General features: G+C 64.9%; 18 protein-coding genes. 5 read left to right on the top strand and 13 right to left on the bottom strand.

Annotated features, from left to right (window positions below; translation table 11 throughout):
- Positions 1-5 precede the first annotated feature (5 nt).
- Together ACFZAI_RS10115 and ACFZAI_RS10110 are read right to left on the bottom strand one after the other, a co-directional pair.
- Positions 6-704, bottom strand: coding sequence for a CoA transferase subunit A (locus ACFZAI_RS10115; RefSeq protein ID WP_054423951.1), 699 nt, complete (start codon positions 702-704; stop codon positions 6-8).
- Between the two features lie 302 nt (positions 705-1006).
- On the bottom strand, positions 1007-1456 hold the full coding sequence (locus ACFZAI_RS10110; RefSeq protein WP_391566774.1) for an acyl-CoA thioesterase: 450 nt from the start codon (positions 1454-1456) through the stop codon (positions 1007-1009).
- Positions 1457-1569: 113 nt separating this feature from the next.
- Between ACFZAI_RS10110 and ACFZAI_RS10105 the strand changes: the two genes are divergently transcribed.
- The 3 genes from ACFZAI_RS10105 to ACFZAI_RS10095 all read left to right on the top strand — a co-directional run bounded on the left by ACFZAI_RS10105 (position 1570) and on the right by ACFZAI_RS10095 (position 4644).
- Positions 1570-3216, top strand: a complete 1647-nt coding sequence (locus tag ACFZAI_RS10105) for an electron transfer flavoprotein-ubiquinone oxidoreductase (protein WP_391566773.1) — start codon at positions 1570-1572, stop codon at positions 3214-3216.
- 69 nt (positions 3217-3285) lie between these two features.
- Positions 3286-4122, top strand: coding sequence for an NAD-dependent epimerase/dehydratase family protein (locus ACFZAI_RS10100; protein WP_391566772.1), 837 nt, complete (start codon positions 3286-3288; stop codon positions 4120-4122).
- 177 nt (positions 4123-4299) lie between these two features.
- Positions 4300-4644, top strand: a complete 345-nt coding sequence (locus ACFZAI_RS10095) for an antibiotic biosynthesis monooxygenase family protein (RefSeq protein ID WP_391566771.1) — start codon at positions 4300-4302, stop codon at positions 4642-4644.
- Between the two features lie 4 nt (positions 4645-4648).
- On the opposite strand, the gene ACFZAI_RS10090 is transcribed toward ACFZAI_RS10095, so the two are convergent.
- Genes ACFZAI_RS10090 through ACFZAI_RS10070 form a run of 5 tightly spaced genes read right to left on the bottom strand, consistent with a single transcriptional unit; the run spans position 4649 to position 10967 of the window.
- Positions 4649-6469: a dipeptide ABC transporter ATP-binding protein gene (locus tag ACFZAI_RS10090; RefSeq protein ID WP_391566770.1), complete on the bottom strand. Its 1821-nt coding sequence runs from the start codon at positions 6467-6469 to the stop codon at positions 4649-4651.
- Positions 6466-7302, bottom strand: coding sequence for an ABC transporter permease (locus ACFZAI_RS10085; RefSeq protein WP_391566769.1), 837 nt, complete (start codon positions 7300-7302; stop codon positions 6466-6468). Before ACFZAI_RS10085 ends, ACFZAI_RS10090 begins: the two co-directional genes overlap by 4 nt.
- Positions 7303-7310: 8 nt before the next feature.
- A complete protein-coding gene (locus ACFZAI_RS10080; protein WP_391566768.1) occupies positions 7311-8255 on the bottom strand; it encodes an ABC transporter permease in 945 nt (314 codons plus the stop codon).
- 6 nt (positions 8256-8261) lie between these two features.
- Positions 8262-9845, bottom strand: a complete 1584-nt coding sequence (locus tag ACFZAI_RS10075) for an ABC transporter substrate-binding protein (protein ID WP_391566767.1) — start codon at positions 9843-9845, stop codon at positions 8262-8264.
- Between the two features lie 21 nt (positions 9846-9866).
- A complete protein-coding gene (locus tag ACFZAI_RS10070) occupies positions 9867-10967 on the bottom strand; it encodes a C45 family autoproteolytic acyltransferase/hydolase (protein ID WP_391567100.1) in 1101 nt (366 codons plus the stop codon).
- Positions 10968-11180: 213 nt separating this feature from the next.
- Between ACFZAI_RS10070 and ACFZAI_RS10065 the strand changes: the two genes are divergently transcribed.
- Positions 11181-12062: a GntR family transcriptional regulator gene (locus ACFZAI_RS10065; protein WP_391566766.1), complete on the top strand. Its 882-nt coding sequence runs from the start codon at positions 11181-11183 to the stop codon at positions 12060-12062.
- Between the two features lie 145 nt (positions 12063-12207).
- The gene (locus tag ACFZAI_RS10060; protein ID WP_391566765.1) at positions 12208-13533 is read left to right on the top strand and encodes an aspartate aminotransferase family protein; all 1326 of its coding nucleotides are present in this window, start codon (positions 12208-12210) and stop codon (positions 13531-13533) included.
- Between the two features lie 15 nt (positions 13534-13548).
- On the opposite strand, the gene ltaE is transcribed toward ACFZAI_RS10060, so the two are convergent.
- The 6 genes from ltaE to ACFZAI_RS10030 form a co-directional block, all read right to left on the bottom strand.
- A complete protein-coding gene (ltaE, locus tag ACFZAI_RS10055; protein ID WP_391566764.1) occupies positions 13549-14559 on the bottom strand; it encodes a low-specificity L-threonine aldolase in 1011 nt (336 codons plus the stop codon).
- A gap of 67 nt (positions 14560-14626) precedes the next feature.
- Positions 14627-15514 (bottom strand): DMT family transporter, encoded by an 888-nt coding sequence (locus ACFZAI_RS10050; RefSeq protein ID WP_391566763.1) that lies wholly within the window; start codon positions 15512-15514, stop codon positions 14627-14629.
- A gap of 125 nt (positions 15515-15639) precedes the next feature.
- Positions 15640-17619 carry an acetate--CoA ligase gene (gene acs, locus ACFZAI_RS10045; protein WP_391566762.1) on the bottom strand — a complete coding sequence of 660 codons (1980 nt, stop codon included), beginning with the start codon at positions 17617-17619 and terminating at the stop codon, positions 15640-15642.
- Positions 17620-17987: 368 nt separating this feature from the next.
- A complete protein-coding gene (locus tag ACFZAI_RS10040; protein ID WP_391566761.1) occupies positions 17988-19331 on the bottom strand; it encodes an MFS transporter in 1344 nt (447 codons plus the stop codon).
- Positions 19328-19735, bottom strand: coding sequence for a heme-binding protein (locus ACFZAI_RS10035; RefSeq protein WP_391566760.1), 408 nt, complete (start codon positions 19733-19735; stop codon positions 19328-19330). The genes ACFZAI_RS10040 and ACFZAI_RS10035 overlap by 4 nt, the downstream gene beginning before the upstream one ends.
- On the bottom strand, positions 19732-21687 hold the full coding sequence (locus ACFZAI_RS10030; protein ID WP_391566759.1) for a propionate--CoA ligase: 1956 nt from the start codon (positions 21685-21687) through the stop codon (positions 19732-19734). Before ACFZAI_RS10030 ends, ACFZAI_RS10035 begins: the two co-directional genes overlap by 4 nt.
- Between the last annotated feature and the right edge of the window lie 13 nt (positions 21688-21700).

Here is a 21700-nt window from a genome sequence, read left to right as displayed (position 1 = left end):
TCTCCTTAGGCCGGGCGAGTGGTGCGTTGTTCGATGCGCTTTTCCGGCGTCGTGTTCAGCACGATCCGTTGCACATAGATGCCGGGCAGATGAATCTGGTCGGGGTCCAGGCTGCCGGTGTCAACGATCTCTTCAACTTCCACCACCGTGAACTTGCCAGCCATGGCCACGTTCGGGTTGAAGTTACGAGCCGTCTTGCGGAACACCAGGTTGCCGCTGCGGTCGGCGATGTGCGCCTTGACGAGCGACACGTCCGGCACCAGCGAACGCTCCATCACGTATTGCTGGCCGTCGAACTCGCGGATTTCCTTGCCGTCGGCCACGATGGTGCCGACACCGGTACGCGTGAAGAACGCGGGGATGCCCGCGCCGCCTGCGCGCAGCTTCTCGGCCAGCGTGCCTTGCGGGGTGAACTCAAGCTCGAGCTCGCCCGACAGGAACTGGCGTTCGAATTCCTTGTTCTCGCCCACGTAGGACGCGATCATCTTGCGGACCTGGCGGGTGTTCAGCAACTGGCCCAGGCCAAAGCCGTCAACGCCTGCGTTATTGCTGATGCAGGTCAGGTCCTTCACGCCTGAATCGCGCAGCGCGGCGATCAGGGCTTCGGGAATACCGCACAGGCCGAAACCGCCCACGGCGATCATCTGACCGTCCTTGACGATGCCTGCCAGCGCCTCCTGGGCGCTTGCAAAAACCTTGTCCATCGCTCCAACTCCTAGTTAAGGTCTGACCGAAGAGAGCCCGCCCCGCCGCTTGCGCGGCCGTCCCGCCTGGGGATCAAGAAAGTCGGGGAGAGCCCTGTTTTTCCTTGGAGCGCGGCTGCCGGCGTCGGCCCCAGACGGCATCGAAAAACGGCCCGATGTCTCTGGGAGACGGCGCCGAGGGTGGCGCGCCCCTTTATTTCTTTTGTGATTTTGCGCTTGATTTTAGCGGCATGACGGCCGAAGCGTCGCGGGCTTTTATGGAGGAGCCTGCAAGGCCCCGCCCCGCCGTCACCTGCTGGCGATCAAGCCGCCGCCTGGAACTGCGTGGCCATTTGCGCCAGCACCTCGGGCGGCCACGGGGCGGACGTATTGGCCACGTAATCCATCCAGACCAGCACATTACGGCCGCGCGCATAGGGGCCGGCGTCGTCGCCCACTTTTTCCAGCAGCAGCTCAAATTCCGCGCTGGAACGGCCAATACGCGTCACGGTGTGCGTGACGCGCACGGTGGCGGGATAGGTCAGCGGACGCAGGAAATCGCACGAGGCATGGGCCAGGATGGCGCCGTTGTCAGCGGGCAATTCAAAGCCCGCGTCGTACAGGATCTGCATGCGGGCCTCTTCCATGAGGCGGAAATACAGCGTGTTGTTCAGATGATTTAAGGCGTCAGAGTCGCCCCAACGCAAAGGCAATTCCACCTGATGGGTATCGCCCACCGCCAGAATCCGCGCAGACAGATTGTCCGGGTTCACCAATTACTCCTGAAGGCTAAAAGAAATACGAAGGCGTGCATGGCCTCCGCCTGCAATACAATCGCCGATAATACTTCCAGCCAAATATGGAATACATACGGGGAGCTTTGCAAATGTCTGAACGCGAGTCGATGGAATATGACGTGGTCGTGGTTGGCGGTGGACCCGCCGGCCTGGCCACCGCAATCCGTCTAAAGCAGCTGGCCGCTGAAAAGAATCAGGAAATCGGCGTCTGCGTCCTTGAGAAAGGTGCGGAACTGGGTGCGCACATCCTGTCTGGCGCCGTCATGGACCCGCTGGCGCTGACCGAGCTCATCCCCGACTGGAAGGAAAAAGGCGCGCCGCTGAATGTGCCCGTCACGCAGGACAAGTTCCTGTTCCTGTCGCAGAACGGCGCACGCACCACGCCGAACTGGCTGCTGCCGCCCTGTTTCCACAACGAAGGCAACTACATCGTCCGCCTGGGCGACGTCGTCAAGTGGATGGGCGAGCAGGCCGAAGCGCTGGGCGTGGACATCTTCCCGGGCTTTGCCGCGGTTGAGGTGCTGTACGACGAAAACGGCGCTGTCCGCGGCGTGGCCACCGGCGACATGGGCGTGGCCCGCGACGGCTCGCACACCGACCACTACCAGCCTGGCATGGAACTGCATGCGCGCTACACCGTCTTCGGCGAAGGCGCGCGCGGCCAACTGGGCCGCCAGCTGATCGAACGCTTCAAACTCGACGACGGCCGCGACCCGCAAGCCTACGGCATCGGCATCAAGGAAATGTGGGAAGTGGACCCGGCGCAATCCAAGCCGGGGCTTGTCATCCACACGGCCGGCTGGCCGCTGGACTCCGACACCTACGGCGGTTCGTTCCTGTACCACCTGGACAACAACATCGTGGCCGTCGGCATGATCGTCGGCCTGGACTACGCCAACCCCTGGTTGTCGCCGTTCGACGAATTCCAACGCTACAAGACGCACCCCGCCATCCGCGGCACGTTTGAAGGCGGCAAGCGCATCGCCTACGGCGCGCGCGCCATCACGGCAGGCGGCCTGCTGTCTCTGCCCAAGCTGACGTTCCCGGGCGGCGCGCTGGTGGGCTGCGAAGCCGGCTTCCTGAACGCGTCCCGCATCAAGGGCAGCCACGCCGCCATCAAGTCCGGCAAGCTGGCCGCCGAAGCCGCGTTCGACGCGCTCGTCGCCGACCGCCGCCAGGATGAGCTCACCGCCTACCCGAAGGCCTTCGAAGCCTCGTGGCTGCACGCCGAATTGAACAAGGCGCGCAACTTCAAGCAGTGGTTCAAGAAGGGCCGCACGATCGCCACCGTGATGACCGGCGTCGAGCAACTGCTGTTCAAGGGCAAGATGCCCTGGACCCTGCGCCACAGCAAGCCCGACCACGCCTGTCTGCAACCGGCATCGCAGTGCGCCCGCATTGATTACCCGAAGCCCGACGGCAAGCTCACCTTCGACAAGCTCAGCTCGGTGTTCATCTCGAACACCAACCACGAAGAAAACGAGCCCATCCACCTGACCTTGAAAGACCCGTCCGTACCGGTGCACGTCAACCTGGCCAAGTACGGGGGCCCGGAAGCGCGTTACTGCCCCGCTGGCGTGTACGAGTTCATCAAGGACGACCACGGCGCCGACCGCTTGCAGATCAACGCGCAGAACTGCGTGCACTGCAAAACCTGCGACATCAAGGACCCCACCCAGAATATCGTCTGGGTGGCGCCGCAAGGCGGCGAAGGGCCGGTGTACAGCGGCATGTAATCCAGGCCAGGGGCAACTCCCCTGCCACAAGGCACCTCTTGGGGTGCCTTTTTTTTCAGGCGGCACATCATGACTGAACGCATATTGCTCATTGGCTGCGGCGACCTTGGCCAGCGCGTGGCCCGGCGTTTTCTGGCGCGCGGCGACCACGTGCACGCGCTGCGCCGTCACCCGCCCGCCGACGACAGCGGCATCCAATGGCTGCAAGGCGACATCACCCGCGCGGATACGCTGCCCCCGTTGCCGCAAGGCGTGACGCGGCTGATCCACCTGCCTGCGCCGGGCGGGCGCGACGAGGCGTTGTATCGCGGCGTGTTCATCGACGGCTTGCAGAACGTGCTGAACGCATTGGATACGTCCGAACTCAAACGCGTGGTGTTCGTGTCATCCAGCGCGGTGTACGGCGAACACCAAGGCGGCTGGGTCAACGAAGACACGCCGCCCGCACCGCAAGGCTTCAACGGCCAAGTGCTGCTGGAAGCGGAAGCCGCGCTGGCCGCGCGCGGCCTGTCGTCCACCGCGTTGCGGCTGGCGGGGCTGTACGGACCGGGCCGGCTGCAATTGATCGAGCGGCTGCGCAGCGGCGCGGCAGGCGCGCCAACGCAGCCTGAGCATTGGGCCAACCGCATCCACATCGACGACGCGGCCGCCGCCGTCGTACATCTGGCGCTGTTGCCCAAGGTTGATCCGGTTTACATCGGCTGCGACGACACGCCGCTGCCGCTGCACACGCTCTACGCCGAGCTTGCAACAATGATCGGCGCACCCGCGCCGCGTGTTGCCCCCGCCCCCGCCAATGTGGGCAGCAAGAAGCTCAGCAACGCGCGGCTGCGCGCCAGCGGCTTCACGCTGCAATGGCCGGATTCCCGCAAGGGGTACGCGGCGCTGCTGGCTGACGCGGGCTGACCGGGGCTGACCGGGGCGGACCAAGGCGGACCGGGGCGGACCGGGGCGGACTGGGGCGGACCGGGGCTGACTGGGGGTGACGCGGGCGGACGCCGGCACAGTTCGGCGCCCATCGAATCGTTGCTCGCCAAGGTGGCGAATACTGTGCCGATCTGATTTGCTCAAGGAACCGTAGCCATGATCGCCGTGATATTCGAAGTTGAACCCGCCAACGGCAACCCCGATCCCTATCTGCACATAGCCGCCAGCTTGATCGACGAGCTCAAGACCATCGACGGCTTCATCTCGGTGGAACGTTTTCAAAGCCTGAGTACGCCGGGCAAGCTGTTGTCTCTGTCGTTCTGGCGCGATGAAGACGCCGTCAAGCGCTGGCGCTCGCTGGAGTCGCACCGCCGCGCCCAGGAAGCGGGACGCGGCGGCGTATTCCAGAACTATCGGCTGCGCGTGGCGCACGTGCTGCGCGACTACGGCATGAACGCGCGCGACGAGGCGCCCGCCGATAGCCGCAGCCGGCACGGCTGACGCGTCAGGCGGCTACCGTTTCGGCCAACGCCACGCTGGCGGCCAGCGCCACGCGATGCGTGGCGCCGGATGCCGCCACCGCCGTCATGGCGGGCGCCGCCACGTCCGCGTTGTGGGACGGATCAAAGTAATCCGCATCGGCGCGGCGCGCGCCAGCAGGCAGGTCGCGCACCTCCACACGGAATCCTTCCGCCGCATTGCCGCGCAATTCGGGCACGGCCTGCAACAGCCGGCGCGTGTACGGATGCGTCGGATGGTCGAACACTTCGTCGCGCGATCCTTCCTCGACGATATGTCCGCGCAGCATGACGACCACGCGGTCGGCGATCTGCTCAACCACGCCCAGATCGTGCGAGATCAGCAGGCAGGCAAAGCCATACGAACGCTGCAAGGACATCAGCGTTTCCAGCACCTGCTTCTGCACAGTCACATCCAGCGCCGACACGGGTTCATCCGCGATGATCACTTCGGGCCGCATCACCAGCGCCCGCGCAATCGCAACGCGCTGGCGTTGCCCGCCCGACAATTCATGCGCATAGCGCTCGGCATAGCCGTCGCCCAAGCCCACATCGCGCAACGCCTGATCCACGCGCTGTTGCCGGGCATCCGGCGTGATGCCCGCTTCCAGCCGCAGCCCCTCGCCCACGAGCGCGCCGATGGTCATGCGCGGATCGAGCGACGAGTACGGGTCCTGGAACACCATCTGGATGCGGCGGCGCGCCGTGCGCCAGATGCCGCCTTCGCCGCCCGGCGGCAACGCTTGGCCATCCAGCGCAATACGCCCCTGCGCCTGCGGCACCAGGCCCAGAATCGACATCATGACGGTGGTCTTGCCGCTGCCTGATTCGCCAACAATGGCCAGCGTTTCGCCCGGCGCCACGTGGAAGCTCGCTTGATGCACGGCGCGCACGGTGCGCTTGCGGCGCCATCCGCCGCGCACGGCGTAGTCGATCGCCAAGCGCTCCACTTGCAGAATCGGTGCAGCCGTCACGGGTGCGCGCGCCGGGCCGCGCTTGGGCAGCGCATCCAGCAGACTCAAGGTGTACGGGTCCGCCGGACGCGACAGCACTTGCGACACCTCGCCCATTTCCACCGCGCGGCCCCGGCACATCACCAGCACGCGCTGCGTATAAGCGGCCACCAGCGCCAGGTTGTGGCTGATGAAGATCAGCGCCGTGCCTTGTTCGCGCGTCAGCTCGACCATCAGGTCCAGCACCTCCTTTTGCACGACGCAGTCCAACGCCGTGGTGGGTTCGTCGGCAATCAGCAAGCGGGGTTTCAGCAGCATCATGCCGGCCAGCAGAATGCGCTGCCGCATGCCGCCCGAGAACTCGTGGGGATACCGCTTCATGCAATCGCGCGCATCGCGCACCCGCACGCGTTCAAGCATCTGGATGGCCGCATCCCAAGCCGCCCGGCGCGTCATGCCCCGGCGCAAGATCAGCGCTTCGATCAATTGCTCGCCCACGCGAAACGCCGGGTTCAAGGACACCATCGGCTCCTGGAACACCATGCCGATACCGGTGCCGCGCGTGGCCTGCCAATCGCGCGCGCTTTGCGGCAGCACGTTCTTGCCGTCGAACAATGCCCGGCCGTTGGTGATGCGCGCGGCATCCGGCAACAAGCCCAACAGCGCCTTGCCGATCAGCGTCTTGCCGCTGCCGGATTCACCCACGATGGACAACGATTCCCCTGCGTGCAGATCGAACGACACGCGGTTGACGACGGGCGCGGCGTCGCGTTTGCCAGGAAAGCGGATTTCAAGATCGCGGACAGCCAACAGGGGCTCGGTGGCCGCGCCAGGGTTCAAGCGAGGAGCGTTCATGCCATCACCCCCCGCATGCGGGGGTCCAGCCTGTCGCGCACGGCATCGCCCAGCAAGTTGATGCCCAGCAGGCTCAGCGAAATCATCGCGCCCGGAAACAGCGCCAGCCAGATCGCCTGGTCCATGGCGTTGCGGCTTTCGGACAGCATGCCGCCCCAGGTTGCCAGCGGTGGCGGCACGCCCAGGCCCAGAAAGGACAGCGCGCTTTCCGCCAACAGGGCAGAACCGAAAATCGACGTCGCAAAAATCAGCAAGGGCGCCACGCAGTTGGGCAGCACATGGCGAAACACCGTCCACAAGCCGCTATGCCCCGTGGCGCGCGACGCGATGACGAAGTCGCGCTGCCGCAATGACAACGCCGCGCCGCGCGCAATGCGCGACACCGACGGCGAATACGCCAGGCCCAGCGCCAGGACGACGCCCCACTTTGACGGCCCCAGCACCGTCATGATGCCCAGCGCCAACAGCAGGCCGGGAAACGCCATCATCGACTCGACCAGCACGCTGATGCCGCGATCCACCCAGCCGCCCGCGTAGCCCGCCGCAACGCCAATCGTCGTGCCCAGCAACAGCGCCAGCAGCACCGAAAACACGCTGACCGCCACGCTCACGCCCGCGCCCGCCATCAGCCGCGACAGCACATCGCGGCCGAACTCGTCAGTGCCCAGCCAGTACTCTGCCGATGGCGGCGAAAAGCGCGCCAGCAGATCGCCTTCCAGCGGATCGTGCGGCGTATACACCAGCCCGACCAGCGCCAGCAACACGACGCCTCCGACCAACACGCCGCCCAGGACGGCGTTGGTGTGTTTGAAACCCGTTTTGATACCCGTCATGACGGTTCCTATTGAAGCTTCACGCGCGGGTCGAACAGCGGATACAGCAGATCCACCACCAGATTCACCGCCACGTACAACAACGCAATAAACAGCAGGCAGCCCTGCACCACGGGATAGTCCCGCGCGTAGATGCTTTCCACCAGCAGCCGGCCGATGCCGGGCAAGGTGAAGACGGTTTCGATGACCGCCGCGCCCGACAGCAGATGGCCCAGCATCAGGCCGATGACCGTCAGCGTGGGGCCGAACGAATTCGGCAGCACATGGCGCAGCATCACGCGCTTCTCAGGCAGCCCCTTGGCGCGCGCATGCGCCACGTATTCCAGCCGCAGCGTCTCGATGGTGCTGGCGCGCATCATCCGCGTGATGGCCGCAATTTCCGTCAACACAATCGCGCAGACGGGCAGCACCAGATACTTCAGCGCCCCCAAGCCGCCTTGCGCCAGGGATTCAAAGCCATACACCGGCAGCCAATTCAGCTTCACGCCAAACAGCCAGATCAACAGGATGCCGACCCAAAAGCTGGGCATGGACACGAACAGAATCGACGTGGACACGATGGCCGTATCGGCGCGCCGGTTCTGTCGCCACGCCGCGATCATGCCAGCGGGAATGGCGACCAGGCAGGCCAGCACCGTGGCCGTCAACACCACCTGCGCCGTCACCGCAAAATGCGTCAGCACCAGATGCATGACGGGTTCGCGCCGGGCGATCGACATGCCCAGATCCCCCTGGAAGGCGTTGGCGACCCAGATCAGGAACTGCTTGCCCACCGGCTGGTCCAGCCCCAGCGCGTGGCGCATTTCGGCCAGCAGCGCGGGGTTGTCGATATCGCCCAGCATCAGCGACGCCGGGTCTCCGGGAATGGCGCGGATCATCGCAAACACCAGCACCGTCACCACGATGACCGTTGGCACCGCCGCCGCGATGCGCTTCATTAGATAGCCCAGCACGGCGCCTCAGTTCTTGGTGACGTTGAAGAATCGCGGCTTGCGCAGCGGCCAGCCGGTAAAGCCATGCAACTGGCTCGACACCACCACATAGCCCGGCTTGTTGTAGTACATCAGGAGCGGCGTATCGCGCAGCATCAGCGTGTGCAGCTTGTCGAACGCCTGCTTGCGCACGGCGGGATCAGATTCGGCTTCGATGCCTTCCAGAATGGCGGCGGCTTCAGGGCTTTCCCATTGCGCCATGGGCGTCTTCGCCTTGTCGCCAATGACGTCGCGGAACATCAGCGCGGGCTCGGTGCGCGCGGAATAGGCGAACGCCATCAACTGGAATTTGCCTTCGCGAAAATTCGTCACCTGCGTGCCCCACTCCAGCATGTCCAGCTCGGTCTTGATGCCGGCCTTGTTCAGCAGTTGCTGCGTGACGACCGCCACGCGGTACAGGTACGGGTAGCGCTTGTTGGCTTGCAGCTTCAGCGGCTCGCCGCGGTAGCCCGCGGCCTCCAGCAGGCGCTTGACCTCTTTCAGATTCTTTTCGTAGCCCGCGCGGTCAGCGTCCGAGTAATAGACGCTTGCCGCCGGCACCAGCGACGGGTTGTAGGCGGCCTGGCCGTTGTTCAACGCACGCGCGATGGCCGGAAAATCCAGCGCCAGCGCAATGGCGCGGCGCATGTTCGCATCCGACAGCAGCGGTGCGCGCGTCTGCATCAGCAGGTTGACGGTGTCCAGCCCTTGCTCGGTGACGATGTTCCAGCGCGGATCTTTCGCGGGCAGATTGTCTTCGTCGGCGTTGTAGGCATCGACCTGGCCCGCCATCAGCGCCGCTTTCTGCGCGGCCGCGTCGGGAATCACCACGAAGCGCACATTGGCCGATGCCGTTTTCTTGCCGGCCATGCCGCTGGCCGCATCGCTGCGCGGTGTGTAGCCCGCGTACGGCGTCAACAGAACGTATTGCTCTTTCTTCCATTCGGCCAGCACATAGGGGCCGGTGCCGATCGGCTTGACCCAGTTGCCATCGGCATCCACGCTTTTCGGGCTGAGCACCGGCATCGGGCATTGCACGCTGGCCATCTGATCCAGGAACAGCGCATAGGGCTGGTCAAGCTTGAACACAACGGTGGCGGCGTCGGGCGTTTCCACGCCGACGACCTTGGCGCCCTTCGTGCCGTCGTACAGGTTCTTGCAGCTGTATTCGGACTTTGCGCCGGTCAGGTAGTCGTAGCTCCATTTGACGTCGGCCGACGTCATGGGCGAGCCGTCATGAAACGTCACGCCCGGGCGCAACGTGAAGGTGTAGCTGCGCTTGTCGGCGGATAGCGTCCAGCTGTCAGCCAGCATCGGCGCCACACTCATGTCGGCGCGCAAGGCGACCAGCGCTTCGACCACATGCGCCAGCACGTTGTCGGTGGACGTGTTGCGCGAACGGCCGCCCGGCACGGACGTCGGCGTGCCTGAACCTTCCGCATAGCGGATCTCGGGAATGGAGGCCGGGGGTTGCGCTTGGGTTTGGGTCAGCCCCGGCAGGCCCGTGAAGGCGCCTGCCAGGGCGGCGGATAACATCAGCACGCGCTTTACGCGCAAGGCTTGCAGAGTCATGGAATGTCCTTAAAGCGCGGCTCAGAACAGCCGGTACTCAACGAAGTTGCGGCCTTCATAGGGCTTGCGCGCGATCCACATCACGCCGCTTTCCGGCTCCATGAGGGTGGTGGCCACCGTGGCCGAAATGCTGTCGAAGCTGGCGGGCTTGGGCGAACGCAGCACGCCATCGGGCGCGGCGAAGTCGTCAGCCAGAATGCGTTTGACGGTGTCCCAGTCAACGCTGCCTTGGGCGCGGGCCAGCATGGCTTGCACGCGGCGCTGGCGGTAGATGGAATCGGGGTTGGCGGCCAGCCCCTTGTCGAACAGCTTGGCGCGCGCGGGCGGGCTCACCCAATGGTTGGCGTGCACCAGCAGGCCGTCTTCGGGCGTGATCCAGAAGATTTCGTCGGGCGCGCACTCCAGGTCCACGGCCTCGCCTTGGGCCTGCGCCAGCATCAGGTTGTTGGAGCAGAAGCGGCGCGACGCCCACAGCACTTTCATGGCGTTGCAAAGGTTGGTGGATTCCAGCATCTTGCGGCGCACCAGCACCAGCGGCACGTCGGCCGGGCGCTGGTAGTCCTGCTCGCAGGACAGGAAATTGCCCGACAGCGACACGCCCGCGCTGTTGAAGCCGTGGCGCGCCAGGCTGCCCGCTTCGGTGAACATCAGCAGGTCGGGGCCGTCTTCGCGGCGCATGCGCAGCACGATGCCGGTGTCGACGCATTCCTCGCGCCAATCCCAGTTATGCGCGTGCATCAGCTTGCCGCCCGCAGCCGCTTCGGGCAGCACGATAAGGCCGGTGCAGCCATCGTCCAGCCCCTTTCTGGCGCGGCCCAGCTCGGCGTGGCCAAACATCATTTCCGTGCGGCAGTTGATCACCACCACGTCTTCCAGCGTCTGGCCCGAACCGTCGGCAATGCCGCGCAGCTCTTCCAGATAGGCGGCGTCGTAATCCCCCACCACCGGCAACATCGCGGCGGCCAGTTCCTTCAGACGAGCCGCGCTCACGCCACGGCGCTCCAGCTGGCCCCGGTACAAGGCCACGCTGCGCGCCACGCGCTCCGGCACGGCGGCGCCATGCTGGCGGCCACGTTCATAAGGACTGCCCTGGACGTCGACCAGGGGAAACGGGGTAGGCATTGTCACGCTCGCAACACTCCGAATAGGGCCGGCCAAGCGGCCTGCAGGAAAACGGTCAGAATCGACGGCCAGATTTTGTACTAATATAGATAAAAGTTCAATATTAGGGTTTGCCCAGCCTGACCAGCAAAAGCGCGGTATCTCGTCCGGGTTTCACGTACCGGTCTCAAGTAACATTCTTCCTTTGCTGCCCCTTTCGCTTCCACACGCGCCATGTCCACTGCCGCCCCTGCTCGCCCCACGCCGCTGCAAGTCGACCTGGCGCGCCATATTGCTGAAGACATCGTGGCGCGGCGGCACCAGCCGGGCGACCACCTGTCTGAAGAAACCCTGGCCGCGGCCTATGAGGTATCGCGCACGCCGGTGCGCGGCGCGCTGCGGCTGCTGGCAGCCCAGGGCCTGATCACGCATCGGCCAAACAGCGGCTACACGGTGGCGGAACACGCGGCGGGTTCGGCGCCCGCCATCGAAGGCGCAGGCCCATCGCAAGATGAGCTGACCCGCCGGCTCATCGATGACCGCGCCGCGCGCGAGCTGCCCGAAACCTTTACCGAACGCGATCTGCTCCAACGCTATGACGTGCCGCGCAGCGTGCTCGCCAAAACCTTGCTGCAACTGTCGGCAGATGGGCTGATCGAAAAGCGCAAAGGCCATGGATGGCAGTTCGCGCCATCGCTGGAAAGCGCCGAGGCGCTTAGCGAGAGCTACCGATTCCGCATGACGATCGAATGCGCGGGCTTGCTGGAACCCACGTTCCGCATAGACAAGGCGGCGCTTGCGCGCATGCGCGCCGCGCACGAAGCCCTGATTCAGCGCGACGACGCCGGCATCTCGGCCACCGAGTTCTTCGGCCTGAATGCGTCGTTCCATGAATTGCTGGCGCGCTTCTCGGGCAACCGCTACATCCTGCAAGCGGTGCAGCAGCAGAACCAATTGCGCCGTCTGGAAGAACACGCGGCGTTCTATCGCGACGCGCGCTTCGTGAATTCCAGCAACGAACACCTGCAAATCATCGAAGCGCTGGAAGCCGGCGACCAGGAATGGGCGGCGCAACTGATGCGGCGTCACCTGAAGACATCTCTCCAAGCCTCCTGATTTCCCCGCGACATGCCCTGTCTGCCCCTGGCCGGGCAGGATGGCGCACGCCTGTCTGCACCGCGGGTTGGGTTGAGCGTATTGTATTTATTAATTCTTTAATACAAAATAGTCGAACCTGAACTTATCCCAAAGCAGGATCGCCATGTCTTCAACCCCCACCCTTCCCTCTCATTCCGACGCCTATTGGATGCCGTTCACCGCCAACCGGCGGGTCAAGCGCAATCCGGTACTGTTCGCCGCCGCCGAAGGCATGCACTACATCCGCCCTGACGGCCGCCGCGTGCTGGATGGCATCGCGGGCCTGTGGTGCGTGAACGCAGGCCATCGGCGCCCGGAAATCGTGGAGGCCATTTCGCGCACGGCGTATGAATTGGACTACGCGCCCTCGTTCCAGATGAGCCACCCGCTGGCCTTCGAACTGGCCGATGCGCTGTGCGAGGAAGCGCCCGCTGGCTTTTCCAACGTGTTCTTTTCCAACTCCGGATCGGAAGCGGTGGACACCGCCCTGAAGATTGCGCTGGGCTATCACCGCGCACGCGGCCAAAGCCAGCGCGTGCGGCTGATCGGGCGCGAACGCTCGTATCACGGCGTGGGGTTTGGCGGCTTGTCGGTGTCGGGTATTGCCGGGCATCGCAAGCCCTTCGGCAATCTGCTGCCCTATGTGGACCACCTGCCGCACACCTATGACCGCCAGCAGATGGCCTACACGCGCGGCCAGCCGGACTGGGGCGCCCACCTGGCCGACACGCTGGACCGCATCGTCGCCTTGCATGACGCATCAACCATTGCCGCTGTCATCGTTGAACCGGTGGCGGGCTCGACGGGCGTCATCGTGCCGCCGCGCGGCTATCTGCAACGGCTGCGCGAAATCTGCGACGCACACGGCATCTTGCTGATCTTTGATGAAGTGATCTGCGCGTTCGGCCGCATCGACGGCGCCTTCGCATCGCCGTACTTCGGCGTTACGCCCGACATCATCACCAGCGCCAAAGGCCTGACCAACGGCGCCATTCCGATGGGCGCGACCCTGGTGCGCCAGCACGTGTACGACGCCTTCATGCAAGGGCCGGAAAGCGCCATCGAGCTATCGCATGGCTATACGTATTCGGGCCATCCGGTGGCCTGCGCCGCGGGGCTGGCCACGCTGGACATCTGCCGCCGCGAAGGCTTGTTCCAACGCAGCCAGGAGTTGTCGCGCTACTGGGAAGACGCGGCGCACAGCCTGAAGGGGCTGCCGCATGTGGTCGACATCCGCAACATCGGCCTGCTGGCCGCCATTGAGCTTGCGCCGTTGGAAGGCCAGCCCGGCCAGCGCGCCTATGCCGTGCACAACGCCTGCCTGGAACGCGGTTGCCTGATCCGGTCAGCGGGCGACACCATGCTGCTGTCGCCGCCGCTGATCATCGAGCGCGCTCAGATCGACGAGCTGTTCTCCGTGCTGGCGGACGTATTGCGCGCCAGCGCCTGAAGGGCCGGTCGCCGTTCAGCGCAGGTGCTTCGCCACCGCCTGGATGACCCGCTGCACATCGTCAGCGGACACATCCAGGTGCGTGACCAGGCGCGTCGGGCCGTCATAAACGGCGCGCAGCAGGATGTCTTCGTTGGCCAGCGCGGCGGTCAACGAATCGCAGCGGGCCGGTTCGAACTGCACGAACAGCATATTCGTGTCCTGGCTCAGCACCTTGACGCCACGAATGCCGCGCAAGCCCTCAGCCAAGGCATGGGCGTTGGCGTGGTCATCAGCCAGCCGGTCTACGTTGTGCTCCAGCGCATACAGGCACGCCGCCGCCAGCACGCCCGACTGGCGCAGGCCGCCGCCCAGCATCTTGCGCCAGCGGCGCGCACGTGAAATCAGCCCCTGGCTGCCCACCAGCACCGACCCCACCGGCGCGCCCAAGCCTTTCGAAAAACAGATGGAGACCGAGTCGAACGGCTCGCACATATCAGCCAGGGGCTTGCCGCTGGCCACGGCCGCGTTGAACACGCGCGCGCCGTCCAGGTGCGTGCCCAGCCCCGCCGAACGCGCCCAGTCGGTCGCGGCCTGAATGTAGCTGGCCGGAATCAGCTTGCCGTGAAAGGTGTTCTCCAAGGCCAGCAGACGTGTGCGGGCGAAGTGCGGGTCACCTTCGGGCTTGACGGCCGCGGCCAACTTTTCCAATGGCAGCGAGCCGTCTTCCGCGTGCTCGATCGGCTGGGGCTGGATGCTGCCCAGCACCGCCGCGCCGCCGCCTTCGTACTTGTAGGTGTGCGCCAGCTGGCCCACCAGGTATTCGTCGCCCCGGTCGCAGTGCGCCATCAGCGCCGCCAGATTGCTTTGCGTGCCCGAGGGGAAGAACAGGCCCGCCGCCTTGCCGGCGCGCTCAGCCACCGCCGACTGCAAGCGGATCACGGTGGGGTCGTCGCCCATCACGTCGTCACCCAACGGGGCGGAAACCATCGCCTGCAACATGGCGGCGGATGGCCGGGTGACAGTGTCGCTACGCAGATCAATCATGGGAAGTCCTTGGGGAAATAAAAGAGGATTCAATTGCGGAATGCAGGGGCGGCGTTCCGCCGCGAAATCAGGTTGTCCGCGCGGCAGGCGCGGCGCGGCTCACGACAAAAATGCCAGCCAGGATCAGCACCATGCCGCCCAGCTCCCCCATCGAGGGGCGTTCGGACAGGACCACCCACGCCAGCAGCATGGCCACCACCGGCACGCCCAGACTCGACAGCCCGGCAATCGACGCGGGCACACGGCGCACCACCTGCAACCACAGCAGCCAGCCCGCCGCTGTCGCGATCAGCACGATATAAGTCATGCCCGCCCACAGCTGCCAGCCCCACTGCGCCGTGATCTGCGGCACCAGATAGGCCACAGGCACCATGACCAGCCCGCCAAACAACATCTGCCAGGCGGTAAACGTCATCACGTCCGGCGCGTGGCGCTCGAACATGCGCTTGGACAACACCGTGCCGATACCCCAGCACAAGCCGCTGCCCAGGCCCAAGAGTACGGGCCGGATATCGCCCAGCCCATTCCACGGTTCCACAAAGCAGACCAGTCCGATGGCGGCCAGGCCGATGCCCAGGCCGTGACGAATCGACGGGCGCTCGCCCAGCAGCCACCATGCAAACAGCACCACCCAGAACGGCATCGTGTAGGCCATCAGCGACACCTTGCCCACGCCGCCCGACACCAGTGCGGTCTGCACGAAACCCTGAAAGCCCGCGGTCTGCGTCAGGCCGATCAGCAGGGTCAGCTTCCAGGGCGGCATGCCCAGCGGACGCCGGGTGACGATGGCCATCGCGAACAGCACCAGGCTGCCCACCACGTAGCGCAACGCCACGAAGTCGAAGGGGCCGATGTAAGGCACGATCAGTTTCATCGCGATCCAACTGCCCGCCCAGACCACAATGGTGCTGAACATCAGGGCTAGCCCTGCGCGATCGAAACTGCTGCGGCTCACTTCCATGGCTCCGTCTTGTAAGGGGAAAAAGAAAAGACGCCCGAACCAGCGATTAACCGGTGCGGGCGTCTGACATTATGCTCCTGTCATAAAGAGCGTAACGGGCCACTCATGGCCAGATGCGATTACAAGGGCTTGGCCAACTGCTCCAGAATGGCGGGATTCTCCAGCGTGGACACGTCTTGCGTGACTTCCTCGCCCTTGGCCACGACACGCAGCAGGCGGCGCATGATCTTGCCCGAACGCGTCTTGGGCAGGTTGTCGCCAAAGCGGATGTCCTTGGGCTTGGCGATGGGGCCGATTTCCTTGGCCACCCAGTCGCGCAGCAGCTTGGCGATGGCTTGCGCCTCTTCGCCTTCCGGGCGGGCCTGCTTGAGCACCACGAACGCCACGACGGCTTCGCCCGTCGTGTCGTCGGGGCGGCCCACCACGGCGGCTTCGGCCACCAGCTCGTGCGCCACCAGCGCCGATTCCACTTCCATCGTGCCCAGGCGGTGGCCCGACACATTCAACACGTCGTCGATGCGGCCCATGATCCAGAAATAGCCGTCCGCGTCGCGTTGCGCACCGTCGCCGGCCAGGTAGTAACCACGCAGTTCCGACGGGAAATAGCTCTTTTTGAAGCGCTCCGGGTCGCCCCAGATGTTGCGGATCATCGCGGGCCACGGGCGCTTGATGACCAGGAACCCGCCATTGCCCTTTTCGACGTCGCCCCCGGTCTCATCGACGATGGCGGCGGCGATACCCGGCAGCGGCAGCGTGCACGAGCCCGGCTTGGTCGGCGTGGCGCCCGGCAGCGGCGTGATCATGTGGCCGCCGGTTTCGGTCTGCCACCACGTATCGACGATCGGGCAGCGTTCGCGGCCGACGTTCTTGTGATACCACATCCAGGCTTCGGGGTTGATCGGTTCGCCCACCGTGCCGATGATGCGCAGGCTGTCCAGGTCGTAATTCTTGGGATGCGCGTCGGGCGTCGCTTCGGACGCCTTGATCAGCGAACGAATGGCGGTCGGCGCGGTGTAAAAGGTGGTGACCTTGTGGCGCGCAATCATGTCCCAGAAGCGGCCGGCGTTGGGATACGTGGGCACGCCTTCGAACACCACCTGCGTCAAGCCGGCGGCCAGCGGGCCGTAGGTGATGTAGGTGTGGCCGGTAACCCAGCCCACGTCGGCCGTGCACCAGTAGACGTCGTCCTTGCGGGCGTCGAAGGTCCACTTCACCGTCAGCAGCGCCCACAGCAGATAGCCCGCCGACGAATGCTGCACGCCCTTGGGTTTGCCCGTGGAGCCGGACGTGTAAAGAATGAAGAGCGGATGCTCGGCGTTGACCGGCACGGGCTCGCAGGTGTCGGGCTGATTGGCCTCGACGTCATGCATCCAGAGGTCGCGGCCTTCGTTCCAGGCCACCTTGCCACCGGTGCGGCGGTACACGATGACCTTCTTCACGGCTTCGCAACCGCCCATGGCGATGGCGTCTTCCACGGCGGGTTTCAGCGGAATGGTCTTGCCGCCGCGCACCTGTTCGTCGGCCGTGATGACCAGCGACGCGCCCACGTCCACGATGCGCTCTTGCAGGCTCTTGGCCGAAAAGCCGCCGAACACCACCGAGTGCGTCACGCCCAAACGCGCGCAGGCCTGCATGGCCACGACGGCTTCGATCGACATCGGCATGTAGATGATGGCGCGGTCGCCCTTCTTGTAGCCCAGTGCTTTCAAGCCATTGGCGAAGCGGCACACGCGCGCCAGCAGTTCGCGGTAGCTGACCTTGTTCACCGTGCCGTCGTCGCCTTCGAAGATGATGGCGGTCTTGTCGGCGTTGCCATTGGTCAGGTGCACGTCCAGGCAGTTGGCGGAGACGTTCAGTTCGCCATCGCCGAACCAGCGGTAGAACGGCGCGTCGGATTCGTCCAGCACCTGCGTGAACGGCTTGGTCCACGTCAGGTTGTCGCGGGCCTGGCCAGCCCAGAAGCCGTCGAAATCGTTCTCGACCTGGGCGCACAGCGCGTTATAGGCGTCCATGCTGGGAATCGCCGCGCCCTGCGCCGCACGCTCGGGCGGCGGGAAGACGCGGGTTTCTACCAGTACGGACTCAATAGCATTCGACATGATCTTGTCTCCAATCGGTGATTTTGTTGTTGATGCCGCTGTTTTGCATTTTTCTTATTCACCCACCACCGTATCGCCACGCTCTTACGGGCACCTTACGCAAAATGCGGGCCAGAGCCCGCAAACCCGCCTGAACGCAGCAACCTGACGATGCGGACTTAAGGCAAACACGCCGAAACGGCGTTGACTCAAGCGGCACAAACAAGCAAACAACGCACCTGCATAGCAGTGCAAAGCAATCAGCTTGAGGCATCGCGTACGGCACGCGATGCCTCGAAGGCAGTTCATAAGGATAGCAGCCCGATCAGGCCCGCGGCAGTGGCCGCGAGTGAAGATCAAATGAAGATCAAATGAAGATGAGATGACAATCAGGCTGCGGCGCGGCGGGCCAGGCCGCGCTTCATGTCCACGCGCGACAAGAGGATGAGTCCGCCCACGAAGAACAGGCCCGTCACCAGGATGGCCAGGCGATGATCGCCGTGCGTCAGCCACGTCACCAAGCCGTAGGTCAACGGCCCGATGACGGCGGCCAGTTGCACCGCAAAGGTCCACAGCGAGAAGAACTCGGCCAGGCGTCCGGCAGGCGCCAGCGCGCCGGTCATGGCGCGGCCCGCGCTTTGGGTCGTGCCCATGCACAGCCCGGCCAAGGTGGCGGCCACCCAGAACACGGGCGCGGTCGTGGCCGCGTACGCCACCAGCACCATGACGATCCAGCCACACAGGGTGATGGCCAGCGCCGGCTTGTGGCCGATGCGGTCTTGCACATAGCCGAACGAAAACGCGCCCACCGCGGCGCCGATGTTCACGGTGAACACCAGCAGCATGATCTGCGGCGTGGTGAAGCCCATGACTTCGGATGCGTAGACCGCAGCCAGCGTGATCACCACCGCAATCCCCGCCTGATAGCAGGCGATGCACATCAGCAGCCGGCGGAATTCGGGAAAGTGCTGCCCGGTCTCGCGCCACGCATAGGCCAGGCGCTTGAGCATGTGCAGCGCTTCGGGCTTGTCGGCCTGCGGTCGCGTGCGTTCTTTCAGCATGAAGAAAGACGGCAACGAGGCCAGCGCGAACACCGTGCATGTCACAACGATGACCCAAGGCACGAAATGTTCCGCCGTCATGCCACGCGCTTCGGCCTGCGTCACCACCAGCAGCGACAGGCCAAGTGTGAGCATGCCGCCGAAATACCCAAAGCTCCAGCCCCAGCCCGACACCCGCCCCAGCGCTTGCGGCCGGGCCAGTTCGGGCAGGAACGCCGCCACCACGGATTCCCCCACGCAGTAGCAATAGTTCGAGACGACGATGGCGGCCAATGCCAGCCAGACATCGCCAGGCCCGGCCTGCGTCAACACCAGCGTGGCCGCCACGCAGCCGATGGTGCTGGTGTAAAGCAGGCGGCGCTTGCTGCCGTTTGCGTCGGCGCGCGCGCCCAGCGTGGGCATCGTCAACATGATGAGCAGATAGGACAGCGACAAGGCCGCCGTCCAGGCCAGCGTGGCCCACGGGGCTCGCCCGCCGACCACGCCAACGAAATAGGTGCTGAACACCGCCGTGAGGATGACGGTGGTGTAGCCGGAATTCGCGAAGTCGTACATGGCCCAGGCCCAGACTTCGCGTTTTTTCACGCCGGGGTTCAACGGGCTTGCGCCCGTGTCCCCGGCGTTCGGCGCGGAACCGTCAGGCGACGGCTCCGGCAGGGTCGGCTGACTCACAGGCCCAGCGCGGCGATGCCAGCTTGAGCGATCAGCACGTCTTCGGTCGACTTCACGCCCGACACGCCGACTGCGCCCACGACATGGCCGTTGACGGTAACCGGCACGCCGCCTTCCAGCATGCCTTCGATCAGCGGCGCGGACAGGAACGACACGCGGCCGTTGTTGATCATTTCTTCGTAGAGGCGCGATTCGCGGCGGCCCAGCGCGGCGGTCTTGGCCTTGGCGGGTGCAATGTGCGCCGAGATCGGGGCGGCGTCGTCCAGACGCAGCATGCCGAGCAGGTGGCCACCGTCATCAACCACCGAAATGGTCACGGCCCACTTGTTTTGCACGGCGTGTGCTTCGGCCGCGGCGAGGATCTTCTTGACGTCTTCGGCGCTCAGCACGGGTTTGGTATTCATTGCAGCGACTCCTTGATCTGTTCCAGGGCGGTTGGGTCTTCAATGGTTGTCAGGTCTCCGGGATCGCGGCCTTCGCACACGGCGACGATCGCGCGGCGCAAGACTTTGCCGGATCGGGTCTTGGGCAACGCGCCCACAAATCGGATCCGGGCGGGTCTAGCCACCGCTCCCAGCTGATCTTCCACCAGCCGCATGATATCGCCTTCCAGCTGCTTTGCCCCTTCGGCGGTCTCGGCCCCGGCAGGATTCTTCAACACCGCGAAGGCCATGGCCACCTGGCCCTTCAACGCATCGGCCACGCCCACCACCGCGCATTCCGCGATTCCGCTATGGCTGTTGACCGATTCTTCGATCTCGCGGGTGCCCAGCCGGTGGCCCGCCACGTTGATCACATCATCGGTGCGGCCGAGGATGAACCAATAGCCGTCGGCGTCCACCCGCCCCCAATCAAAGGTCGAATACACCTGGCGCCCGGGGATGGACGTGAAATAGGTCTGCACAAACCGTTCGTCGTCGCCCCAGATGGTGGACATGGCGCCCGGCGGCAAGGGCGGCACGATGGCCACGACGCCCTTTTCGTCCGGCCCCAGGTCTTCGCCGGTGGACTCGCTGACAATGCGCGCGTCGAACCCGTAGACGGGAAACGAGGGGCTGCCAAAGCGGGTGGGCACGTTTTCCACGCCAGGCTGGGCCGACAGAATAGGCCAGCCGGATTCGGTCTGCCAGTAGTTGTCGATGATGGGCTTGCCCAAGCCCTCTGAAATCCATTGTGCGGTCGGCTCATCCAGCGGCTCGCCCGCCAGGTAGACAGCGCGCAGGCTGGACACGTCGTGGCGCTTGAGCAGCGCCGGGTCCTGGCGCTTGAGCACTCGCACGGCCGTGGGCGCCGAAAACAGCGTGTTCACGCCGAACTGCTCCACCAGCTTCCACAGAATGGCCCCATCGGGGCGCACGGGCGTGCCTTCGTACAGCACGGTCGCCTGCCCCCCGATCAAGGGGCCGTACACAATATAAGAATGGCCAACCACCCAGCCGATGTCGCTGGTGCAGAAGAAAGTGTCGCCCGCACGGCCGTTGAACAGGTATTCCATGGACGACGCCAGCGCCACGGCATAACCGCCCGTGTCGCGCTGCACGCCCTTGGGCTTGCCGGTGGTGCCAGACGTATAGAGGATGTAGCTGGGCTCGGACGATTCCAGCCATTGCACCGGCACCCGCGCACCGCGATGGCGCGCGCGCAGCGTGGCGTAGTCCAGGTCACGCCCGGCCACGGGTTCAAACGGCGCCAGGCCGCGGTCAAACACGATGACGGCGGCAGGCGGCGACTTTGCCAGCCCCAGCGCCCGGTCAAGCAGGGGCTTGTACGGCACCACCTTGCCCCCGCGCGACCCGCCATCCGTGCACACCACCACCTTGGGCGCGGCGTCGTCGATGCGCTGGGCCAGGTTGACCGAGGCAAATCCGCCGAACACCACCGAGTGCACCGCGCCAATCCGGGTGCAGGCCAGCATCGTGAACACCGCTTCCGGCACCATCGGCATGTAAAGCAGCACGCGGTCGCCCCGCTCCACGCCCAGCTCCTGGAGCATGGCGGCCGCGGCGTTGACCTCTTCGTAGACGTCCTGGCGCGTGTAGATCTGTTCGCGATCCACCTCGGTGGACACCCAGATCAAGGCGGGCTTGTCCGCCTGCGTGGGCAGCCAGCGGTCCACCGCGTTGTAGCAAAGATTGGTCTTGCCGCCTACAAACCACTTGGCGAATGGCGGCTTGGAGAAATCCAGGACAGACTGAAACGGCGTCTCCCAGTGCACGCGCCCGGCCTCCTCGCGCCAGAACGCATCGCGGTCATGCAATGATCTGTAATGGAAATCCCGGGTTTTTTGCATTTGTGTCTCCTGGTATTGTTCGTACGCCTTAAGGCTGATTGATTTCTTCTCGAATCTTTTGGTCATTCTGGTAGGCGAA

The sequence above is a fragment of the Achromobacter sp. NPDC008082 genome, from assembly GCF_042957345.1.
GTDB classification, from domain to species: Bacteria; Pseudomonadota; Gammaproteobacteria; order Burkholderiales; family Burkholderiaceae_B; genus Achromobacter; species Achromobacter kerstersii_A.
This window is presented reverse-complemented; position numbering and strand designations above follow the sequence as displayed.